General features: G+C 69.7%; 14 protein-coding genes. 2 read left to right on the plus strand and 12 right to left on the minus strand.

Translation table 11 applies throughout. The annotated features are described in order from the left end of the window. Positions 1–61 precede the first annotated feature (61 nt). Positions 62–1,966 (minus strand): PQQ-binding-like beta-propeller repeat protein, encoded by a 1,905-nt coding sequence (locus ABZ818_RS07360; RefSeq protein ID WP_361411876.1) that lies wholly within the window; start codon positions 1,964–1,966, stop codon positions 62–64. Between the two features lie 268 nt (positions 1,967–2,234). Further along, positions 2,235–4,049, minus strand: a complete 1,815-nt coding sequence (locus ABZ818_RS07365) for an ABC-F family ATP-binding cassette domain-containing protein (protein ID WP_361411878.1) — start codon at positions 4,047–4,049, stop codon at positions 2,235–2,237. Positions 4,050–4,206: 157 nt separating this feature from the next. Between ABZ818_RS07365 and ABZ818_RS07370 the strand changes: the two genes are divergently transcribed. Further along, positions 4,207–4,824, plus strand: coding sequence for a Uma2 family endonuclease (locus ABZ818_RS07370; protein WP_225074778.1), 618 nt, complete (start codon positions 4,207–4,209; stop codon positions 4,822–4,824). Between the two features lie 9 nt (positions 4,825–4,833). Here ABZ818_RS07370 and ABZ818_RS07375 read toward each other — a convergent pair whose 3' ends face one another. The 6 genes from ABZ818_RS07375 to rsmI all read right to left on the minus strand — a co-directional run bounded on the left by ABZ818_RS07375 (position 4,834) and on the right by rsmI (position 10,786). Beyond that, positions 4,834–5,727, minus strand: coding sequence for a 4-(cytidine 5'-diphospho)-2-C-methyl-D-erythritol kinase (locus ABZ818_RS07375; protein WP_361411880.1), 894 nt, complete (start codon positions 5,725–5,727; stop codon positions 4,834–4,836). Then, on the minus strand, positions 5,724–6,593 hold the full coding sequence (rsmA, locus tag ABZ818_RS07380) for a 16S rRNA (adenine(1518)-N(6)/adenine(1519)-N(6))-dimethyltransferase RsmA (protein WP_361411882.1): 870 nt from the start codon (positions 6,591–6,593) through the stop codon (positions 5,724–5,726). The genes ABZ818_RS07375 and rsmA overlap by 4 nt, the downstream gene beginning before the upstream one ends. Positions 6,594–6,715: 122 nt before the next feature. Beyond that, complete coding sequence (locus ABZ818_RS07385) at positions 6,716–8,254, minus strand: ubiquitin-like domain-containing protein (RefSeq protein WP_361411884.1); 1,539 nt, start codon at positions 8,252–8,254, stop codon at positions 6,716–6,718. A gap of 53 nt (positions 8,255–8,307) precedes the next feature. Next, on the minus strand, positions 8,308–9,186 hold the full coding sequence (locus ABZ818_RS07390) for a TatD family hydrolase (protein WP_361411886.1): 879 nt from the start codon (positions 9,184–9,186) through the stop codon (positions 8,308–8,310). Positions 9,187–9,244: 58 nt separating this feature from the next. Beyond that, entirely contained in the window at positions 9,245–9,694 is a 450-nt protein-coding gene (locus tag ABZ818_RS07395; protein WP_361411888.1) for a hypothetical protein, read from the minus strand. Between the two features lie 243 nt (positions 9,695–9,937). Beyond that, a complete protein-coding gene (rsmI, locus tag ABZ818_RS07400) occupies positions 9,938–10,786 on the minus strand; it encodes a 16S rRNA (cytidine(1402)-2'-O)-methyltransferase (protein ID WP_361411890.1) in 849 nt (282 codons plus the stop codon). A gap of 97 nt (positions 10,787–10,883) precedes the next feature. Here rsmI and ABZ818_RS07405 point away from each other — a divergent pair, with 97 nt between their 5' ends. Next, positions 10,884–12,632 carry a phospholipid carrier-dependent glycosyltransferase gene (locus ABZ818_RS07405; RefSeq protein ID WP_361411892.1) on the plus strand — a complete coding sequence of 583 codons (1,749 nt, stop codon included), beginning with the start codon at positions 10,884–10,886 and terminating at the stop codon, positions 12,630–12,632. A 169-nt stretch (positions 12,633–12,801) separates the two neighbouring features. Here ABZ818_RS07405 and ABZ818_RS07410 read toward each other — a convergent pair whose 3' ends face one another. The 4 genes from ABZ818_RS07410 to ABZ818_RS07425 form a co-directional block, all read right to left on the minus strand. Then, complete coding sequence (locus ABZ818_RS07410) at positions 12,802–12,951, minus strand: transposase (protein ID WP_361411894.1); 150 nt, start codon at positions 12,949–12,951, stop codon at positions 12,802–12,804. 68 nt (positions 12,952–13,019) lie between these two features. After that, complete coding sequence (locus tag ABZ818_RS07415; protein WP_361411896.1) at positions 13,020–13,520, minus strand: hypothetical protein; 501 nt, start codon at positions 13,518–13,520, stop codon at positions 13,020–13,022. A gap of 89 nt (positions 13,521–13,609) precedes the next feature. Continuing rightward, positions 13,610–13,906, minus strand: a complete 297-nt coding sequence (locus ABZ818_RS07420) for a LuxR C-terminal-related transcriptional regulator (RefSeq protein WP_361412080.1) — start codon at positions 13,904–13,906, stop codon at positions 13,610–13,612. Positions 13,907–15,093: 1,187 nt separating this feature from the next. After that, the gene (locus ABZ818_RS07425; RefSeq protein WP_361411898.1) at positions 15,094–15,474 is read right to left on the minus strand and encodes a hypothetical protein; all 381 of its coding nucleotides are present in this window, start codon (positions 15,472–15,474) and stop codon (positions 15,094–15,096) included. Positions 15,475–17,053: the final 1,579 nt, after the last annotated feature.

Below are 17,053 nucleotides of genomic sequence, written 5' to 3' on the forward strand. Positions count from 1 at the left end.
GGGAAGCAGGGTGGCCGGAACGGCGTGCGGCGCCGGCCGCGCGTGGTGCGGCCGGCCGGGCTCACTTGCCGTAGGCGAGCATCAGCTTCTCCTTCGTGTCGGCCTTTCCGCGCAGCCGGGTGGTGGAGAGGTAGAAGCGTCCGTCGACCCAGTCGACGGCTCGCGAGTAGAAGCCGTTCTCGATCGACGCGGCGCCCTCCGGGTTCTGGAGCAGCTTCACCGGAGTGTGGGCCGAGCCCGCCGTCGCCACGGACACGATCTGGCCGCCCGCGTCGTACGACGGCTCGACGTACACGATGAGCTGCCCGTTCTCCACCTTGAGCGGCATCATCGAGGTGTCCGTCGGGGACTTCACGCGCCACTTCTCCTTGCCGGTGGCGAGGTCGAGGGCGACGATCTCGTTGGCGCCGGTGGTGACGTCGGTGGGCAGGTAGAGGGTGTCGGCGTCGGAGGCGACGGCCTGGCAGCCCTGGAGGTTACGGGCGAGGATGGCCCAGCCGCAGTCGGCGTTGAAATTCGACTTGGTGTCCACCTGGGAACGGATGGCGCCGCCGGTCAGCGTCGAGATGTTCCAGTGCTTCTTGTCCTTGTCCACCGAGTACAGGACCACCGGGTCGACGGAGTAGACACGCTCGACCGACCAGTTCTTGGGGATCTTCTTGGTCCACCTGACCGCGCCGGTCGCGGGGTCGAGCTCCTGCACCTCGTCGTGCTCGTTCGAACCGCCGGCCCCGCAGGACGCCACCGCGAGCAGCCGGGCACCGCCCGCGAAGGCGCCGGGGAAGCAGGCCTGGCCGTAGCGCCGCTTGTCGAAGAGCTTCTTGCCGCTGTCGATGTCGTACGCCGTGCCCGACTGCGAGCGGCCCACCATCAGCGTCTTGCCGGCCACGGTCATCTCGATGGTGAGCGTGCTGTCGAACAGCTCGCCGTCCTCGACCTTGATGGTCCAGCCCTTCGCCCCGGTGTTCAGGTCGATCTGCTGGAGCTGGTTGCACTTGGCGCGGTCGCTGCTGCCGCTCATGTAGGCCACGACCACCTTGTCGTCGGCCGTCTTCTGCGGTGTCACCGCGCAGATCTTCTCCGGGAACGTGATCGGTTCCCAGGTGGGCCTGCCGTCACCGACGTTGTAGGCGAAGACCTGCTTGTACGCCGCCTTCACCGCCGTCTTGCCGGTGATCCACATACCGGGGGCCTCGGCGCCGCCACCGGGCGCGGCGGGCGCCTCCTTGTACCAGAGCACCTTGGCCTCGCCGGACTTGCGGCCCGCGTTGAGGTCCTCCGCCTCCTCCTTGCCGTCGCCGCTGCCGTCACCGGGGTTGACCGGGGCGTCGGAGGCGGCCGACTTCGAGGGCTTCGCGTCGTCGCTCGCGTCGGCGACCGGCTTCTTGCCGCCGTCGTCGCCGCTGACGGCCCAGACGGTGACACCGGCGACGAGTACGGCGGCCACCGCGGCGCCGATGATGGCCGCGGTTTTGCCCTTGAACGGGCTGCCGGAGCCGCCGGGGGGCGGGGTGCCGGGCGCGCCCGCGAAGTGCGGCTGCTGCGGGTAGCCGTAGCCGGGCTGCTGCCCGTACGGACCCGGCTGCTGCGGCTGCCCGTACGGGCCGGGCGCGGCGGGCGCGCCGTAGGGGCCGGGCTGGGCGTAGGGCCCGGGCTGCTGCGGGTAGCCGTAGCCGGGCTGCGGCGGTCCGGCGGGCGGGGTCTGCGGCGGCTGGGCCGGGGGCGGGGGCGTGGCCTGGCGCGGGTCCTGGGGGGCACCGAAACCACCCTGGGCCGGTGGGTCCTGGGGGGCTCCGAAACCACCCTGGGCCGGTGGGTCCTGGGGGGCTCCGAAACCACCCTGGGCCGGTGGGGGCTGCGGCGGCCCGAAGCCGCCGGACTGCGGCGGCTGGTCCTGCGGTTGCTGCGGCTGATCCTGCGGTGCTCCGAAGCCGCCCTGGGGCGGCTGGCTGGGCGGCTGAGACATCAGCGCGCTTCCCCCTCAATTACTGCTTTTTAGCCACGCCCTGAGGTACTCGAAGAACCCAGAGCCGCCCGGGAAAGTCCCCGGACGGCTCATTCTTATCACTCGCAACCTGCCCGCCACCGGCCCGAGTCGGCCCCTGTTCCCAAGGGAGGACCGGCCTGTGACGCGCCCGTTATGCGTGGCGGGCCCGGGGGATTTCCCTCCAGAAAACCACCACGCGCCGTTCACACGGCGCGTGCGCCCGACCGCGGCGGGCCCGCCCGCAGCGCTACGCGTCCTCGGCGAGTTCGAGCCAGCGCATTTCCAGTTCCTCCCGCTCCCCCGCCAACGCGCGCAGCTCGGCGTCGAGTTCGGCGACCTTCGCGAAGTCGGTGGCGTGCTCGGCGATCCGCGTGTGCAGCGTGGACTCCTTCTCGGAGATCCGGTCCAACTGCCGCTCGATCTTCTGCAGTTCCTTCTTCGCCGCGCGCAGTTCGGCGGCGCTCCGCTCGGGCGCGGCCTGCTCGGCGGCGGGCGACGGGACCGGGGCGGCGGCCGCGGCCTGCTGCTCCATCCGCTGCCGCCGCTCCAGGTACTCGTCGATGCCGCGCGGCAGCATCCGCAGCGCGCCGTCGCCGAGGAGCGCGTACACCGTGTCGGTGGTGCGCTCGACGAAGAAGCGGTCGTGGGAGATGACGATCATCGAGCCGGGCCAGCCGTCGAGGACGTCCTCGAGCTGGGTGAGGGTCTCGATGTCGAGGTCGTTGGTGGGCTCGTCGAGGAAGAGCACGTTGGGCTCGGCCATGAGCAGGCGCAGGAGTTGCAGCCGCCGCCGCTCACCGCCGGACAGATCGCCCACCGGCGTCCACTGCTTCTCCTTGCCGAAGCCGAACGTCTCGCACAGCTGCCCGGCGGTCATCTCCCGCCCCTTGCCGAGGTCGACGCGCTCGCGCACCTGCTGCACGGCTTCGAGGACCCGCCAGTCCGGGTCGAGTTCGGCGACCTCCTGGGAGAGGTAGGCGATCTTCACGGTCTTTCCGACGGCGATCCGCCCGCCGGCGGGCTGTGCCTCGCCCTCGGTGCGGGCGGCGTCCGCCATGGCCCGCAGCAAGGAGGTCTTCCCGGCGCCGTTGACGCCGACGAGACCGATCCGGTCGCCCGGCCCGAGGTGCCAGGTGACGTGCTTGAGCAGCACCTTGGGCCCGGCTTGCACGGTGACGTCCTCGAGGTCGAAGACCGTCCTGCCCAGCCGCGAGGAGGCGAACTTCATCAGCTCGCTGCTGTCGCGGGGCGGCGGCACGTCGGCGATCAGCTCGTTGGCCGCCTCCACGCGGAAGCGCGGCTTGGAGGTGCGGGCGGGGGCGCCGCGCCGCAGCCAGGCCAGCTCCTTGCGGATCAGGTTCTGCCGTTTGGCCTCCTCGGAGGCGGCGATGCGTTCGCGTTCGGCGCGGGCGAAGACGTAGTCGGAGTAGCCGCCCTCGTACTCGTGCACCGCCCCGCGCTGCACGTCCCACATGCGGGTGCAGACCTGGTCGAGGAACCACCGGTCGTGGGTGACGCACACCAGCGCGGAGCGGCGCTCGCGCAGGTGCCGGGCCAGCCAGGAGATGCCCTCGACGTCGAGGTGGTTGGTGGGCTCGTCCAGGACGAGCAGGTCCTGCTCCTCGATGAGCAGCTTGGCCAGCGCGATCCGCCGCCGCTCGCCGCCGGACAGCGGCCCGATGACGGTGTCGAGGCCCTTGGGGAAGCCCGGCAGGTCGAGCCCGCCGAACAGTCCGGTCAGGACGTCCCTGACCTTGGCGTTGCCCGCCCACTCGTGGTCGGCCATGTCCCCGATGACCTCATGGCGGACGGTGGCCTCCGGGTCGAGGGAGTCGTGCTGCGTGAGCACCCCGAGCCGCAGTCCGCCGGAGTGCGTGACCCGTCCGGTGTCGGCTCCCTCCAGCCTGGCCAGCATCCGGATCAGTGTGGTCTTGCCGTCGCCGTTGCGCCCGACGACCCCGATCCGATCCCCTTCGGACACACCGAGCGAGACACCGTCGAGCAGGGCGCGCGTTCCGTACACCTTGCTGACGTTCTCGACATTGACCAGGTTGACGGCCATTTCACTCCTGTGCGCGGGGGTCGGTCAGCCTTCTAGCGTAGGGCCTCGCGGGCAGGGGACGGTGCGCGAGAGGACGGTCACTCTTTGTGATGACGTGATCGGGAACCGGCCGCTACCGTGGGAAGGCAGGTCCCAGGATCCCGCCATGGGAGGAACCATGACTGCCGAGCCCATTCCCGAGGTGACCGTGCCCGAGCCCGAGCCTGCGTCCCGGTGGCCGATGCCGCCTCAGGACGGCTGGACCGTGGACGACCTGCACACGCTGCCCGGCCTCCCGCCGCACACCGAGATGATCGACGGGAGCCTGGTTTTCGTGAGTCCGCAGCGCTATTTCCACAGCATTGTCATCGACCTGCTGGTGAGCGGCCTGCGCCGGACGACTCCACCGAGGCTGAAAGTCACCCGGGAGATGACCGTCGTCATCGACCGCAAGAACGGGCCGGAACCGGATGTCTCCGTGATCCGCGCTGAGGCGGTGACCAGCCGCAGCCAGACGTCCTTCCGGGCCTCCGACGTCGTCCTCGCCGTGGAAGTGGTCTCGCCCGACTCCGAGTCCCGCGATCGCGACACCAAGCCGCGCAAGTACGCCGCCGCGGGCATCGACCACTTCTGGCTGGTGGAGATGGTGGGCGAGGAGGAACGGCCGGTCGTCTACGTGTACGAACGCGATCCGGTCACCAAGACCTACATCGTCACCGGAATCCACCACGACCGTCTGAAGCTCTCCGTCCCCTTCGACATCGACATCGACCTGACGGAGATCGACACCCTCTGACCGGGCCGCTCAGAGCACCGTGGCCCCCGGCGCGGGCCCCGCCGCCACGCGTACCGCGCAGCACGTGCCGGACTCCCGCAGGGCTCGCGCCACCGTCCCCGCCGACTCGGCGTCCGCCGTGAGGAACGCCGTCGTCGGCCCCGATCCCGACACCAGGCCCGCCAGGGCCCCCGCCGCGCGGCCCGCCGCGAGGGTGTCCGCGAGGGACGGGCGCAGAGAGAGCGCGGCGGGCTGGAGGTCGTTGGTGAGCGCGGCGGCGAGGGCGGCGGTGTCCCCCTTCTCCAGCGCGGCCAGCAGGTCCTCGGAGGCGACCGGTTCGGGAATGTCCGTGCCCTCGCCGAGCCGGTCGAACTCGCGGAACACCGCCGGGGTGGACAGCCCGCCGTCGGCCATCGCGAACACCCAGTGGAAGGTGCCGCCGACCTCCAGCGGACGCAGCTTCTCGCCGCGCCCGGTGCCCAGCGCCGCCCCGCCGACCAGACTGAACGGCACGTCACTGCCCAACTCGGCGCAGATGTCGAGGAGTTCGCCACGGGAGGCGTTCGTGCCCCACAGTGCGTCACAGGCCGCCAGCGCGCCCGCGCCGTCCGCGCTGCCGCCGGCCATGCCGCCGGCGACCGGGATGTCCTTGGCGATGTGGATGTGCACGTCGGGGCGGCGGCCGTGGCGTTCGGCGAGGACGAGGGCGGCGCGGGCGGCGAGGTTCGTACGGTCCAGGGGGACCTGGTCGGCGTCGTGGCCCGCGCAGGTCACGCGCAGCTCGTCGGCCTCGGTGACCGTGACCTCGTCGTACAGGCCGACCGCGAGGAAGACGTTCGCCAGGTCGTGGAAGCCGTCGGGGCGGGCGGCGCCGACGGCGAGCTGGACGTTGACCTTGGCCGGAACGCGTACGGTGACGCTCACTTACCGGTCTCCTTGTGCTCGGCGATCCGCGCGAACTCCTCCACCGTCAGCGACTCGCCCCGCGCCTGCGGGGAGACCCCGGCGGCGACCAGGGCCGCCTCCGCCGCCGCGGCCGACCCGGCCCACCCGGCGAGCGCGGCCCGCAGGGTCTTGCGGCGCTGGGCGAAGGCCGCGTCGACGACGGCGAAGACCTCGCGCTTGGTGGCGGTGGTCGCGATCGGTTCCGTGCGCCGGACCAGGGACACCAGTCCGCTGTCGACGTTCGGCGCGGGCCAGAAGACATTGCGGCCGATGGCCCCGGCCCGCTTGACCTCGGCGTACCAGTTGGCCTTCACGGACGGCACGCCGTACACCTTCGAGCCGGGCGCCGCGGCGAGCCGGTCGGCGACCTCCGCCTGCACCATCACGAGGGTGCGCTCGATGCTCGGGAAGGTGTCGAGCATGTGCAGCAGGACGGGCACGGCCACGTTGTAGGGGAGGTTCGCGACCAGGGCGGTGGGCGCGGGGCCCGGCAGCTCGGTGACGTGCATCGCGTCGGAGTGGACCAGCGCGAAACGGCCGGCGCGCTCCGGCATGCGGGCGGCGACGGTCGCGGGCAGCGCGGCGGCGAGTACGTCGTCGATCTCGACGGCGGTGACCCGGTCGGCGGCCTCCAGCAGGGCGAGAGTGAGGGAGCCGAGCCCCGGGCCGACCTCGACGACCACGTCCTCGGGGTGGACGTCGGCGGTGCGGACGATGCGGCGGACGGTGTTCGCGTCGATCACGAAGTTCTGGCCGCGTTGCTTGGTGGGGCGTACGCCGAGCGCTGCCGCCAGTTCGCGGACGTCGGCGGGGCCCAGGAGGGCGTCGGGGACGGGGCTGCTCACGGCACAAGGGTACGGGGGCGCGGGTGGCGTGATTGCCACGGCCGCCGGAGCCGGGTCCGGCCCGCGGCCGCCCGAAGCGGAGGCCGGCACCCGGGGGACGGTCCGCCCGCGCCCCCGCCCGCCTACCCCCGCAACCGGTCGCCGCAGTGGGGCCAGGGGCTCGCCCCCCGGCTCACGTACAGCTTCTTCGCGCGGTAGGTCTGCTCCTCCGCCGGCGCGTCCTGGGGGCGGCCACGGCCGCCGAGGCTGTGCCAGGTGTCTTCGTCGAACTGGTACAGGCCGCCGTGCGTGCCCGAGGGATCCACGGCGTCCACCCGGCCGCGGGACTCGCACCGCGCCAGCCCCCGCCAGTCGAGGTGGTCGGCGCCCCGTACCGACCGCGGGTGCGCCTTGGTGCCGACGTTCACGATCTGCTTCCGCGGCGCGCGCACCACCTCCGACTCCACGCGCCACGGCCGCTGCCGCACGCCGTTGACCGTGCGCACGGAGTGCACGACCCGGCGCACTCCCGGCTGTCCGGCCCGCTCGACGACCTCCGTTCCCCTGAGCAGGGTCGGATCGGCGGTGCGCCGCACGGCGAACGGGATGAGCTCCTCGCGCACCTCCCGGCTCCCGGTGATCCGCAGCACGGTGACCGTCTGCCCGTCGCGAGGGAAGCTGCCCGGCGCCACGGAGGTGGTGTCCTGCCCCCGCAGGGTGATCCCGGCCTGCTCCACCACGTCCCGCACGGTCGCCGCGTTGGTGCGGACGGTGCGGGCGCGGCCGTCCGCCATGACGGTCACCGAACGCTCGGTGCGCACGTCGAGCGCGAGTCCGGCGCGTCCGATGGGCTTCGAGCGCGCGGCCGAGAGATACGCCCCCTCCGCGCGCACGCCCAGCTCCCTGAGCGCCTCCTCGACCGTGCGCGCCGTCGTCCACACCTCGCGGCGGTGTCCGTCGAGCGTGAGCCGGACCGGCCGCCCGTGGCGGACGGTGATCTCGTCGCCGCTGGTGAGCGCGGCCTCGGGGGCGGGCAGCACCACGTCGTGGGGCCCGAGCCGCACGCCCTCGTCGGCCAGCAGTCCTGAGACGTCGTCCGCGAAGGTGTGCAGGGTGCGCTCGCTGCCGTCGACGCTGAGCTCGATCGCCTTGTCCTCGGCGACGAACGCGGTGGTCCCGCCCGCCAGGAACGCGACGACCAGCGCGCGGGGCAGCAGCCGGCGCACGCACGCCTCCGGCCGCTCCGTGGACCACGCCCTGCGCCGCCGCGCGCCCCGGTGCGTGCCGCTCCCCGTGCCGCTTCCGGCCGGACGGGCCTGGCGGGGCAGTACCGGCTGGGTGGGCTCGTAAGCGGCGGACCGGCGGAGGGTCTCGTGGGCGGGCCGGTACGTGTCCGCGTAGGGCGACCCGTGGGGCCCGTACGGCAGTGTCTGCGCGGTGTGCACGTCGTGGTGGACAACAGTGGGCTCGTAGTCCTCGTGCGAGCCGTACCGCTGGTACGGGTTGTACTGCTCGTACGGGCTGCCGTAATGCTGGTACGGGTTGCGCTGCTGGTACGGGTTGTCCTGCTCGTACGCGCCGCCGTGCTGCTCGCACTGCTTGTACGGCCCGTAGGGCTCATACGTCTCGTAGGTCTCGTATGCGCCGTACGTCTCGTACGTCTCGTACCGCAGATCGCTCACGCGGCCAGAACCTAGCGGAGCGCCCGTCACTCTCCAAAGCGCTCCGGATGCGCTCAGTAGCCGAAGGCGCGGGCCGTGTTGACCGCCAGTGCCGTCGCCAGGGCGTCCTCGTCGATACCGCGCACGGCGGCCATCGCACGCACCGTGACCGGAACGAGGTACGGGGCGTTGGGCCGTCCGCGGTACGGCGCCGGGGTCAGGAAGGGCGCGTCGGTCTCCACCAGGACCAGCTCCACCGGGGCGACGGCGAGGGCGTCCCGCAGGTTCTGGGCGTTCTTGAAGGTGACGTTGCCGGCGAAGGACATGTAGTAGCCGGCGCGGGCGCACACCTCGGCCATCTCCGCGTCGCCCGAGTAGCAGTGGAACACCGTCCGCTCGGGGGCGCCCTCCTCCTTGAGGACGCGCAGGACGTCGGCGTGCGCGTCCCGGTCATGGATGACGAGGGCCTTGCCGTGCCGCTTGGCGATCTCGATATGGGCGCGGAAGGACCGCTCCTGCGCCGCCTTGCCCTCGGGGCCGGTGCGGAAGTAGTCAAGGCCGGTCTCGCCGACGCCCTTGACCTGGGGCAGCGCGGCCAGCCGGTCGATCTCGGCCAGGGCCTCGTCGAGCCCGGCGTCCCCGCCCGGCTCGCGCGCGCCCTGCCGCGACCAGCCGTCGGGGTCGCCGTGGACGATGCGCGGAGCCTCGTTCGGGTGCAGGGCGACCGTCGCGTGGACGCTGTCGTACGCCGCGGCCGTCGCGGCGGCCCACCGCGAGCCGTTGAGGTCGCAGCCGACCTGGACGACCGTCGTCACGCCCACCGACGCGGCCTTGGCCAGGCCTTCCTCGACCGTGCCGGACTGCATGTCGAGGTGGGTGTGGGAGTCGGCGACCGGTATCCGGAGCGGCTCCGGAAGCGGGGGCGCCGCGTTCTTGTCGGCGTTCGAAGGCATGCCCCGATCCTACGGAAGGGGCGGGTCCTCATCGCCCACCGCTCTCGTCCGGCTGCGCTCAGCCCGCCTTGCGGTGGAAGGGGTGCAGCAGATCCGACAGATGCCAGTGGTGGTCGTCGTGGCCGGTGCGGGTGTCCTGCGCGCGGTCCACCGCCTCCTCCCCCGGCGGGGACGCCTCGACCCGGTTCGCCACGGGCGCGGCCGGATGGTGGCGCTCCTCGTGCCGGTGCAGATGGCTCTGCGCGGACGACACCCGGCCCGCCATCATGATCCGGACGACGTGCCCGTCGCAGTTCTGGCAGCGCGGCCGGCTCAGCGGGGACGGCACGACGCGGCCGTCCGCCACGTACCGCACGCACTCGACGCCGTCGCCATCCGTGTAGTGCTCGATCTCGTACGACTGCTCCCACCCGTGCCCGCACCTCATGCAGGCGAAGGAGTAGGACTCGTTGACGACGGCCGTGGCCGTACCGCGGTGGTCGTACCGCCGCCCTGTGATGTCGCTCATGCCAGCTCCTCGTGTCCGCTGGACAAAGGGGACGGCTGCCTTGCCGTCCCGTCGTCCAGTGAACTCCTACGCCGTCGGCGACGCGCGAGGGCAGGGGAGTGTTGGAGGCGTTTTGGGCCCCGGTTGCCAAAGGGTCCCTCCGGCAGCCGAAGTCCCTTTGCCTTCCCGGACGGCTCTTTGCCGCCCCATGGGGCGGCCGCTCATGAGCGACGCGCCCTGCTCAGAGCGGGTGTGAGCGAGGTCTCACGCCCCCGCGCGCTTGGCGGCGACCACCGCGTCGAACACCTCCCGCTTGGGCACCCCGGCCTCGACCGCGACCGCCGCGATGGCCTCCTTGCGGCGTTCCCCGGCCTCCTCGCGTACCCGCACCCGCCGCACCAGTTCCTCGGGGCCGAGCTCCTCGGTCCCCTTCTCGGGCGCCCCCTCGACCACGACGGTGATCTCGCCGCGCACGCCCTCGGCGGCCCACGCGGCCAGCTCCCCGAGCCCGCCGCGGCGCACCTCCTCATAGGTCTTGGTCAGCTCCCGGCACACGGCGGCCCGCCGCTCGGCGCCGAACACCTCGGCCATCGCCGCGAGCGTGTCGTCGAGCCGGTGCGGGGCCTCGAAGTAGACCAGCGTGCGCCGCTCGTCCGCGACCTCCCGCAGCCGGGTCAGCCGCTCGCCCGCCTTGCGCGGCAGGAACCCCTCGAAACAGAACCGGTCGACCGGCAGCCCTGACAGCGCGAGCGCGGTGAGCACGGCGGACGGGCCCGGTACGGCCGTCACCCGGACGTCCCGCTCCACGGCGGCCGCGACCAGCCGGTAACCCGGGTCGGAGACGGACGGCATGCCCGCGTCCGTCACCAGCAGCACGCGCGCCCCGCCGAGCAGTTCCTCGACCAGTTCCGGTGTGCGGGCGGACTCGTTGCCCTCGAAGTACGACACGACGCGCCCCTTGGGGGTGACGCCGAGCGCCTGGGTGAGCCGGCGCAGCCGCCGGGTGTCCTCGGCGGCGACCACGTCCGCGCCCGCCAGTTCCTCCGCGAGCCGGGGCGGCGCGTCCTGGACGTCGCCGATGGGAGTGCCCGCCAATACAAGGGTTCCAGTCACGCACCCCATCCTCTCAAGTGCCGTCGCGAGCGAACGCGTCCCGGCCGGTACCGGCCATGCGCGGGACTCACACAGAACGGTTCCCTACGATGGCGCGGTGACCAGTACCGCGTCCCACACGGACACCCGGCAGGGCCCGGCCCCGCACGACCAGCGGCCGACGTGGCAGCAGCGCCTGCGGCGCTTCGGCCACTTCGCGGGGCCCGCGAGCGGCGGCAGTGGCGTCGTCGACCGTCTGGTGCCGCCGTATGCGCGGCCCGGGGGGCGCCTGTGGGCGGCCCTCGGCATCCCGCGGACCCTCGCCGACCGGATCGTCCGCTGGTCGGGCTGGGGCGGCCCGCTGCTGGTCACGCTGGTGGCGGGCGTGCTGCGGTTCTGGAACCTGGGCAGCCCGAAGGCGGTGATATTCGACGAGACGTACTACGCCAAGGACGCGTGGGCGCTCGTCCACCGCGGCTTCGAGGTCAACTGGGACAAGAACGCCAACGACCTGATCCTCAAGACCGGCGGGCACATCCCCATCCCCTCGGACGCCGCCTATGTCGTGCATCCGCCGGTCGGCAAGTACGTGATCGGCCTCGGCGAGCTGCTCTTCGGGTTCAACCCGTTCGGCTGGCGCTTCATGACGGCCCTGCTCGGCACGCTGTCGGTGCTGATGCTGTGCCGGATCGGCCGACGGCTGTTCCGCTCCACCTTCCTCGGCTGCCTGGCGGGCGCGCTGATGGCGGTGGACGGCCTGCACTTCGTGATGAGCCGGACCGCGCTGCTGGACGGCGTGCTGATGTTCTTCGTGCTGGCCGCCTTCGGCTGCCTGCTGATCGACCGCGACCGGACCCGGGAGAAACTCGCCGCCGCGCTCCCGGCCGACGCCGACGGACGGGTGCGGCCCGACGCACACACGGCCGAGACGACCCCCCTCGGCCTGCGCCCGTGGCGCTGGGCGGCGGGCCTCATGCTGGGCCTGGCGTTCGGCACGAAGTGGAACGGCCTGTACGTCCTGGCCGCGTTCTGCGTGATGGCCGTGCTGTGGGACGTGGGCGCCCGCAAGGTGGCCGGAGCCTGGCACCCGTACACGGCCGTGCTGAAGCGGGACACCGGCATCACGTTCCTGGCCACGGTCCCGGTCGCGATCGCCGTCTACCTGGTCTCCTGGATCGGCTGGATCCGCTCCCCCGCCGACGGCAGCGGCGGCTACTTCCGCGACTGGGCCGCGACCGACGGCAAGGGCGGCTACTTCACCTTCCTGCCGGACTGGCTGCGCAGCCTGTGGCACTACGAGCACGAGGTCTACAAGTTCCACGTCGGCCTGTCCTCGCCGCACAACTACCAGTCCAACCCGTGGAGCTGGATCGTCGACGGCCGCCCGGTGTCGTACTTCTACGAGTCGCCCTCCCCCGGCACGGCGGGCTGTCCCACGGACGCCGCCGGCAAGTGCGCCCGCGAGGTCCTCGCCATCGGCACGCCAATGCTGTGGTGGGCGGCCTGCGCCGCGCTGGTGTACGTCCTGTGGCGCTGGTTCTTCCGCCGCGACTGGCGCGCGGGCGCCATCGCCTGCGGCGCCGCGGCCGGCTACCTGCCCTGGTTCATGTACCAGGAGCGCACGATCTTCTTCTTCTACGCCATCGTCTTCCTCCCCTTCCTGTGCCTGGCGGTGGCGATGCTGATCGGCGCGCTCGTGGGGCCGCCCGGCTCCTCGGAAACCCGCCGCGTCGCGGGCGCGACCGGCGCGGGCGTCCTGTTCCTGCTGATCGCCTGGAACTTCATCTACTTCTGGCCCATCTACACCGGCACCTCCATCCCCATCGACGACTGGCGCTCCCGGATGTGGCTCGACACGTGGGTCTAGCTGGGCAGACGTACTGAGAGGGCACGGCAGACTGCCGTGCCCTCTCGGTCGTTGTTGGCCGTTAGCGGTTGTCATTGGCCCCCCTCGGACGGCCCCAGGACGGCCCAGCTCCGGCCCCGGCAGATTTACAGCGGGCTCCCCTCAACCTCGCTCACCTGTGGCTTCTCCATCACTTGAGGCCGCTGGGGCACACCTGGGGAAAGTCCCCGAGCTCCCGGGCCACCTCGGTGACGGTTCTGCTGGAGGAGCGGACGAGAGCGACCGCGTCCCGCTTGAAATCCTCCGTATACCGTCTGCTGCGGTTGCTCTTACTTCCCACCTGGCACTACTTCCTCCGGAACCTCATGTCCCAGTCTCCAGGTGTCCACGATCAAGGGGAAGCATCAGTCAGTCCCTGATCTGGAGGATGCTTTCCGCTTCGGCAATGATCAGCTTTAGGTGATCCCGGGCACGTACCAGTTCGGCCTCCAGCGACATAGTGATCTTCGAATCGTCTTCCAAGAAGCTCTCCTGCCACGCCAGCACCAGGCGGTCGCTGCACTCGACAGAGTCCACGGCGAGACCACGCATGGGGTCGGGTCCTTCGAAACGGACAACCGTGGCCTTCGCGTACAGGTCCATGAGCGCATCGTCCATCTCACCGGTGACGTACTCATCTGTACCTTCCGCCAAGCCCTTGGCCCGCGGGGTGCGCCCAAAGATCTCGCAGAGCTTCTGAAACGAGGTGACCAGGTCGGCGTACGCATCCCTCCGGGTCTCACGTCGCCATTGTTTACGGCTGGTGTTCGCGGTGCGGCTGTTGAGTCGGATGGCGACGCCCCATCCGACTGCATTGGTGGCTATAGCGAAGCCTGAGGCGATGAGAGCAGCAATCACGGGCGGCTGCAAGAATTCTCCCTGCTCGACAAGGAGCCGGTTCAGGCGTGTCTGCCGGGTACCGGCCGGTCAAGGTCATGCTTCTGTGTTGTTAGGTACGTTCAGGAATCGATGCCCAGGTTCAGATGGACGCTGGTGAAACCGTGTTTGGGTACAGCGGTCTTGTCAAGAGGCATCACTCCGCGCGCCAGGGCGATCGCCACCGCGTGCGCCGGATCGCGGGCACCCAGCGCCCAGCACACCGCCCGCAGCGCCGAGTGCACCGTGGCAGGCTTGATGGACAGGTGCTCCGCAATCTGGTCGTCAGCGCGGCCATTCGCCGCCGGTGCGAGAATCTGCCGCTGCCAACGATTCGGCTCGGCAGGGGCACACCAACCCTTGGCGTGGCTGCGCTGGATACGAGCGGGGCTCGTCGGGTTCCCTCAGGTGGGATCTGTTGCGGTCACAGGGTCTTCTCCTCCGGAAGATGAGCTGCCAGCAGGCTCCAATGCTGCGCACACCTCAGCCCATATTTCCGCAGCTGAGATTGACCGCAGAGACACCGTTTCCGTGTAGCCGTCGTACGCAAGATTGTTGTCCAAGACAGGCGGCCAGCCGCGAACTCGCCACGACTCGACCGTGGCTCTCTCGACGGCTCGAGCGTCACGCCCAAGCGGAAAGTTCAGCTTCTTCAGGACAGTCCACCCGTTACGGCCGTGTTCGTACAACCTGCTATTTTTCGGCGTGTTCTCGCAGATTCCGATCTTGGCGGCGGCGAGGGTCGACTTGATAACCAGGTATAGCAGCGCTGGTCGGTCGGGTTTGAATCCATGCTCAGCGCACCCAGCGCAGGGCCCACCGCTGAAGCGGGCGTTCAGGGACGGATCACAGAAGTGCCCGTGGGCCAGGCAACGGCCCGGCCACCTGGTGGTGTCGTTCCTGTAGGGAATCGCAGGGTCGGGCTCATAGCCCCATGCGCGGGCGAGCCGCCGTGCCTTCTCATCGGGAAACCGAGCCTTGCCGCCGCAGTGCTCGCAACTTCCTTGACCTGAGCGAATGTTGTCCAATCGGGGACTGACGACCTTCCAGCACCGAAGACACCACGCGCGAGTTGGCTGCCTAACGTCGTGGATGATCTCCATCGGTAGGACGCGTCCACGAGTGATCATGTCTGCACGACGTTCTTCTGCCCGCCGCCTCTTGCGGCACTCGCCACAGCCAGCGCCGCCATAGACCGGGTTGCGGATGTAGCTGAGATACACCTTGAACGGCTTCTCATTGCCGGGGCAACGCTGGTCACGGCACGTGACCAGCCATGGAATGGACGTACGGCCTGGGTAGGGCTCCGCTGGCTCGCAGCCGGCTTCATTGAGTTCTGCAGTTGCCTCGATGTGAGCGATCTTAGGTCGTCTTGTCACACTGAGAATCATGCCGAAGACCACTGACAAGGGCGGCGAGTTGCCGTCTCGTGGCCACTGCAGTGCTCAGAACGGCCAACCAAGACGCCCAGCGCCACTGCTGCACCAACGACCACCCGCGCACCGTGTCCAGATTCAGTGACGGGTATTCATGGAACACTCGCAAGGCGGTCCGCTCGGTTCCGTGATCATTGCGGGACAACCTTTAGTGCGGCACGGTACAGATGGACGATCTCATTGTCCGATAGTTGCGCGGCGGCCCCGCGAATTCCCGCTTCGCGGCTGAGCCATAGGACTCTGTCCAGCAGCTCGGTGCCGGGTGTGCCCCGCCGCCAGGCCACAATGTGGCGATCCTGGTTGCGGGGCAGTTGGACAGGCAGGTGCTCCAGCTTTCGAGCACGCAGAGTCTCCGTGATGTCCGTGAAGGCCTCCCCGCGCAGGCTCCGGTGCTTCCCGATGTTGCGTAGTTCTCGCATCGAGAACAGCCCGATATCGTCGCGGCCTGCGAACGTGTGGGTGATGCGGAAGCTCTTGGAATCAGCGAGCAGACGTTCAACTGCGGTCGACATCGTTCCCCCTTGGGCGTGGCGGCAAGGGGCAGCCTACGGCGCGGCTGGCGCGGGCGCACGGCGAATGCCGAGCTGGGTCAACCCGCGTCTAGAGCGCCTGAAGAGCCGTCAGTCTGACCTGTCAACGACACGTGCGATGACGACACGAGCCAGCCCACCCGCTAATAGGAGTTCGATCGAGACACCGGCCCGCCACTGGACCGCCGCGTCATGACTGGCGCACCCACTCCGTAGGGCACCGCTGCGATCCGCACGTGTCCGCCCTCGTTGATGTCAGGTTGGGTGCCAGCGGCCTGCTTATACGGCAATCGCCCACGGCTCCGGAGGCCCTTTCGACTCGCGGATAACGTGCAGGTCAGCAGCTTGATCAGGCCAAATTCCCGGGCCTCTGTCCACAGATGGTCCAGACGCCAGTACCCGCCATCGTGGCGCCTACCAGCCTTGAAGCAGCCTCGACTGGCATCCGAGCGAGCTCAAGTTGATGGCGCAACATCGGCTCCGCTGCGGGCCTTCCTCGGGGGCGCCGGCTATGCGCCCTTGCGACAAACGTGACTGCACGTCACCGTCAGAGTTGGCAGTTGCCTCTGACAGTGCTGTGAGTACGAGGGGGAACAACATGGGGGATCTGGGTGCCAACACACCGTGGTCACAGAGTGTCTTCGGCGAGCTGGCTATACCGCTGGCTAGTCGTATCCCAGAGTGTATCGGTAGAGCACACGAGCGCGCGCGGGATGGGCATCGAGGTGTAGGTACGCAGACCTTGGAAGCCTAGGGAGAGAGTCCGTACAAGCCCTGGGCTTCTCTCCCTACCTCGCTGCGAAGCGGCGTTCATTTTCGAGAGCGGAGCCGCCATAGAGGATCCCCGGGTATTCGAGTGATACCCTCAGTGATACTTCTCTTCGTATCGCCGCTTAGAATCTTTGGCGCGGATGCTGGATTATGTGTGCGTCACGGCGCGAAAGTTCGCCACCTTGTGAAGTCCAGGACGCCGCGAACCACTTTTCCAGCATCGATCCCCACACTCTGCATATCGCGAATGTGCTTGAGGGCGTCTGCGCGAGTTATCCTGCCATCGCGCACTTCGGAGGCGAGGATATCTGCTGCACAGTAGGAACTAATCCTCAACTCTTCGGCGACTTTCGTAGCCGCGTCCTCATTGCAGAGCATGGCCAGTCCTTCTGCCTGGGCAACGACGAGAGACTCCGACTCACCCTGGTCGACAGAATTACCCCTACCAACTCGTCGTTGTGGGGGCAGCGTGGCTTGCACTCGGGTGTGCATCGCCAATACGGCTCGCTTGTCCGCCACTACTCGTGGCTCGCCTAGGAAGGCCTTTGCGCGAGTGTCCCATCTGTTAGCCGCCTTACCGATGGCATTGGTCTTGCGGCTGTGATTCTCAAGCTCTGACGACACAGCGGCAGTCCAACAAATCCGCCCGTAGTACCTGCTACGGAAGAGCTTCACTCCAGTGGGGATGTGGCCGAAGGAGAGCAAAGGTCCGGTATCAGTGACTACCTCACACTGCACTGCTGGTGTGGACGCCGGCTTTTGCGCTCGCTGCGTGGGCAGAGTCGAAGCC

It is taken from the genome of Streptomyces sp. NPDC047453 (assembly GCF_040643155.1).
Taxonomy (GTDB): domain Bacteria; phylum Actinomycetota; class Actinomycetes; order Streptomycetales; family Streptomycetaceae; genus Streptomyces.